The organism is Pseudomonas sp. Sample_24 (assembly GCF_004307605.1).
Classification (GTDB): domain Bacteria; phylum Pseudomonadota; class Gammaproteobacteria; order Pseudomonadales; family Pseudomonadaceae; genus Aquipseudomonas.
Genome location: NZ_RCNW01000023.1, coordinates 1 through 5,004, shown reverse-complemented (window position 1 = coordinate 5,004; position 5,004 = coordinate 1). Strand labels below are relative to the sequence as shown.

The window sequence follows — 5,004 nt, the reverse complement described above, 5'->3', positions numbered from 1 at the left end:
TTAGCGAATATTGTGTAGAAAGTGTTTCACAAAGGGTTACAGACGGCGCCTGCCAGAGTCGTAGGTAATGTAGTAAGTTAGGCCGGTGAATATCATGCGAAGCGCGCGCCACCAGCGGCGCTTGCTTCAGAGGGTAGTTAATTGAACGATATGGCAAAGAATCTGATCCTGTGGTTGATCATCGCGGCAGTCCTGGTGACGGTGATGAACAACTTCTCCAGCCCTAACGAGCCGCAGACCCTCAACTATTCCGACTTCATCCAGCAGGTCAAGGATGGCAAGGTCGAGCGCGTAGCCGTTGATGGTTACGTCATCACCGGCAAACGCACCGATGGCGACAGCTTCAAGACCATTCGTCCGGCAATTCAGGACAACGGTCTGATCGGCGACCTGGTGGATAACCATGTTGTAGTCGAAGGCAAGCAGCCGGAACAGCAAAGCATCTGGACCCAGCTCCTGGTCGCCAGCTTCCCGATCCTCGTGATCATCGCCGTGTTCATGTTCTTCATGCGGCAGATGCAGGGTGGAGCCGGCGGCAAGGGTGGCCCGATGAGCTTCGGCAAGAGCAAGGCGCGACTGCTTTCCGAAGATCAGGTGAAAACCACGCTGGCTGACGTTGCCGGTTGCGACGAAGCCAAGGAAGAAGTGGGCGAGCTCGTCGAGTTCCTGCGTGATCCGGGCAAGTTCCAGCGCCTGGGTGGTCGTATTCCTCGCGGCGTGCTGATGGTCGGTCCTCCGGGTACCGGTAAAACCTTGCTGGCCAAGGCGATTGCCGGTGAAGCCAAAGTGCCGTTCTTCACCATTTCCGGTTCCGACTTCGTCGAAATGTTCGTCGGTGTTGGTGCCAGCCGCGTTCGCGATATGTTCGAACAGGCCAAGAAGCACGCGCCATGCATCATCTTCATCGACGAAATCGACGCCGTCGGTCGTCACCGTGGTGCCGGCATGGGCGGTGGTCATGACGAGCGCGAGCAGACTCTCAACCAGTTGCTGGTAGAGATGGACGGCTTCGAAATGAATGACGGCATCATCGTGATTGCCGCAACCAACCGTCCAGATGTACTCGACCCTGCGCTGCTGCGTCCGGGCCGTTTCGACCGTCAGGTTGTGGTTGGTCTGCCGGATATCCGTGGTCGTGAGCAGATTCTTAAGGTCCACATGCGCAAAGTGCCGATGGGTGACGACGTCGCCCCGGCGGTGATCGCTCGTGGCACGCCTGGTTTCTCCGGTGCTGACCTGGCCAACCTGGTCAACGAAGCGTCGTTGTTCGCTGCCCGGGCCGGCAAGCGCATCGTCGAGATGAAAGAGTTCGAACTGGCCAAAGACAAGATCATGATGGGTGCCGAGCGCAAATCCATGGTCATGTCCGAGAAAGAAAAGCAGAACACCGCTTATCACGAAGCCGGCCACGCCATCGTTGGTCGCGTCGTGCCTGAGCATGACCCGGTCTACAAGGTCTCGATTATCCCGCGCGGTCGTGCGCTGGGTGTGACCATGTTCCTTCCGGAAGAAGATCGCTACAGCCTGTCCAAGCGCGCGCTCATCAGCCAGATCTGCTCGCTCTACGGCGGCCGTATCGCTGAAGAAATGACCCTGGGCTTCGATGGCGTCACCACGGGTGCCTCCAATGACATCATGCGCGCCAGCCAGATTGCGCGGAACATGGTGACCAAGTGGGGTCTTTCCGAGAAGCTCGGTCCATTGATGTACGCCGAAGAAGAGGGTGAAGTGTTCCTCGGTCGCGGTGGTGGTGGTCAGAGTGCCAGCTTCTCCGGTGAGACGGCCAAACTGATCGACTCCGAAGTGCGCAGCATCATTGACCAGTGCTACGGTACGGCCAAGCAGATCCTTACGGATAACCGTGACAAGCTCGATGCCATGGCTGATGCCCTGATGAAGTATGAAACGATTGATGCCGAGCAGATCGACGACATCATGGCCGGTCGTACACCTCGCGAACCGCGCGACTGGTCTGGTGGCACCGGTGCATCCGGCACGCCTCCAGCAGTACAGGGTGAGCGTCCGGAAACACCTATCGGCGGCCCGGCTGCTGACGTTTAAGGTTTGAAATGACTTCTGTTCAGTCCTCGACCCGGTTGCCTTGCGGCAACCGGGTTCTTGATTTGGCCCAGACGCATGTCATGGGTATTCTCAATGTCACCCCTGATTCGTTCTCCGATGGCGGCCAGTACAGCCAGCTCGATGCGGCCTTGCGCCATGCCGAGGCGATGGTGGCTGCTGGCGCGACGCTTATTGATGTCGGTGGTGAATCGACCCGGCCCGGCGCCAGGGCGGTTTCGCCGCTGGAAGAGCTGGAACGTGTAGCGCCGGTCGTCGAGCGGATTCATCGCGAGCTTGATGTGATTATCTCGGTTGACACCTCGACTCCCGCCGTCATGCGTGAAACCGCGCGACTGGGAGCTGGCTTGATCAACGATGTACGCTCGTTGCGTCGCGATGGTGCCCTGGATGCAGCCGCTGCGACCGGCTTGCCCGTGTGTCTGATGCATATGCTCGGTGAGCCGGGCGACATGCAGGACAATCCGCACTACCTGGACGTCACGAGAGAAGTGGGCGAGTTTCTCGCCGAGCGGATGGTCCAGTGTGAGGCGGCGGGCATAGCCAGCGATAAGATCATTCTCGATCCTGGCTTTGGCTTCGCAAAGACCTTGCAGCACAACCTGAGCTTGTTCAAACATATGGATGCCTTGCATGCCTTGGGGCGCCCCCTGTTGGTTGGGGTTTCGCGAAAAAGCATGATTGGGCAGGCGTTGAATCGTCCGGTAGGTGAGCGCCTGTATGGCGGTCTTGCCCTCGCGGCGCTGGCTTCACATAAAGGTGCGCGTATATTGCGCGTCCACGATGTAGCCGAAACAGTCGATGTGGTGAGGATGATCGCCGCAGTGGAATCAGCCGAATAAGAATGATGGAGCGTTTATGAGTAGGAAATATTTTGGTACTGACGGCATTCGTGGTCGAGTCGGTGAATACCCGATTACTCCTGACTTCATGCTCAAGCTCGGCTGGGCCGCGGGAATGGCGTTCCGCAAGATGGGCGCTTGCAAGGTGCTGGTCGGCAAGGACACCCGGATCTCAGGGTATATGTTTGAGTCGGCACTTGAGGCGGGCCTGACTTCTGCGGGCGCCGATGTGATGCTTCTGGGGCCGATGCCGACTCCCGCTATCGCTTACTTGACGCGTACGTTCCATGCAGAAGCCGGTATCGTGATCAGTGCATCGCACAATCCTCATGACGATAACGGCATCAAGTTTTTCTCCGGCAAAGGCACCAAGTTGCCGGATGAAGTTGAGCAGATGATCGAAGAGCTGCTGGACACGCCCATGACAGTGGTTGAGTCGAGCAAGATCGGCAAGGTCACGCGCATCAACGACGCCTCGGGTCGTTATATCGAGTTCTGCAAGAGCAGTGTGCCTACGGGGACCAGTTTTGCAGGGCTGAAAATCGTTCTCGACTGTGCCCATGGTGCGACTTACAAAGTGGCGCCGAGCGTGTTTCGCGAGCTGGGTGCTGATGTCGTCGTCCTGTCTGCGCAACCCAACGGCTTGAACATCAATGAAAATTGCGGTTCGACCCACATGGGGCAGTTGCAGGCTGCTGTGCTGGCTGAGCACGCCGACTTGGGAATTGCATTCGATGGTGATGGTGACCGTGTTTTGATGGTCGATCACACCGGCACTGTCGTCGATGGTGACGAGCTGCTTTACATTATCGCCCGCGACCTGCATGAGCGTGACAAGCTTCAGGGTGGAGTGGTCGGGACGTTGATGAGTAATCTGGGGCTGGAATTGGCCCTGGCGGACCTGGCGATTCCATTTGTACGTGCCAACGTCGGCGATCGATATGTAATCGCTGATCTGCTGGAGCGCAATTGGTTGGTTGGCGGCGAGAACTCGGGCCATATCGTTTGCTTCGGTCACACCACTACGGGTGATGCGATCATCGCCGCGCTGCAGGTTCTGATGGCGCTCAAGACGCGCTCCGAGAGTCTGGCGCAGTCGCGTCAAGCGCTGCGCAAGTGCCCTCAAGTGTTGATCAATGTGCGGTTTGGTGGAGGAGCTAGCCCGCTTGATCATCCTTCGGTGAAGCAGGCAAGCGAACGCGTCACAAGCGCTATGGCCGGGCGCGGCCGTGTGCTGTTGCGCAAGTCGGGAACAGAGCCTTTGGTGCGCGTCATGGTCGAAGGCGAAGACGAAACGCAGGTTCGTGGTTACGCCGAAGAGCTGGCAAAACTGGTAAGTGAAGTTTCTGCCTGAATTCGGCTTGCCAGCCTTGATTGTGTTGGGTAACATCTGCGCCCACTTTGACCGACGAGGTACAGCATGCGTCGCCCTATGGTAGCTGGTAACTGGAAGATGCACGGTACCCGCGCCAGCGTCGCTGAGCTGATCAACGGCCTTCGTGACTTGGCCTTGCCGAGCGGTGTTGATGTAGCGGTATTCCCGCCTTTGTTGCATGTCAGCCAAGTGGTTGATGGCTTGAAAGGAAAGTCGATTTCGATCGGCGCGCAGAATTCTGCAGTGGAATCCGGGCAAGGTGCACTGACCGGCGAGGTCTCGCCAAGTCAGTTGGTGGATGCAGGTTGTTCCCTGGTGCTTGTCGGGCACTCGGAGCGTCGCCAGATTATGGGCGAGCAGGACGCAACGCTGATCCGCAAGTTCGCAGCGGCACAGGCAAGCGGCTTGATTCCGGTGTTGTGTGTAGGGGAGACCCTCGAGCAGCGCGAAGCGGGGAAGACCGTTGAGGTTGTCTCGCGTCAGCTGAGCAGCATCATCGACGAGCTGGGTGTCGGTGTTTTTGCAAACGCAGTAATTGCTTACGAGCCGGTCTGGGCCATTGGTACCGGGCTGACTGCTTCGCCGCAACAGGCGCAGGATGTGCATGCAGCCATTCGTGCCCAGTTGGCGGCAGAAAATTCTGAAGTCGCACAAGGTGTGCGGCTTCTATACGGCGGCAGCGTGAAGGCGGCCAATGCGGTCGAACTG

The 5,004-nt window shown here is 58.2% G+C and carries 4 protein-coding genes; all 4 read left to right on the top strand.

Annotation, left to right across the window (positions count from 1 at the left end; genetic code table 11):
• Nucleotides 1-150: 150 nt before the first annotated feature.
• Nucleotides 151-2,061: an ATP-dependent zinc metalloprotease FtsH gene (gene ftsH, locus D8V06_RS01075; protein ID WP_056854964.1), complete on the top strand. Its 1,911-nt coding sequence runs from the start codon at nt 151-153 to the stop codon at nt 2,059-2,061.
• Between the two features lie 8 nt (nt 2,062-2,069).
• Nucleotides 2,070-2,921: a dihydropteroate synthase gene (gene folP / locus D8V06_RS01070; protein WP_056854965.1), complete on the top strand. Its 852-nt coding sequence runs from the start codon at nt 2,070-2,072 to the stop codon at nt 2,919-2,921.
• Nucleotides 2,922-2,937: 16 nt separating this feature from the next.
• Nucleotides 2,938-4,275 carry a phosphoglucosamine mutase gene (gene glmM / locus D8V06_RS01065; RefSeq protein WP_130906239.1) on the top strand — a complete coding sequence of 446 codons (1,338 nt, stop codon included), beginning with the start codon at nt 2,938-2,940 and terminating at the stop codon, nt 4,273-4,275.
• A gap of 66 nt (nt 4,276-4,341) precedes the next feature.
• The coding region (gene tpiA / locus D8V06_RS01060) for a triose-phosphate isomerase (protein ID WP_130930285.1) at nt 4,342-5,004 on the top strand (663 nt) is incomplete at its 3' end.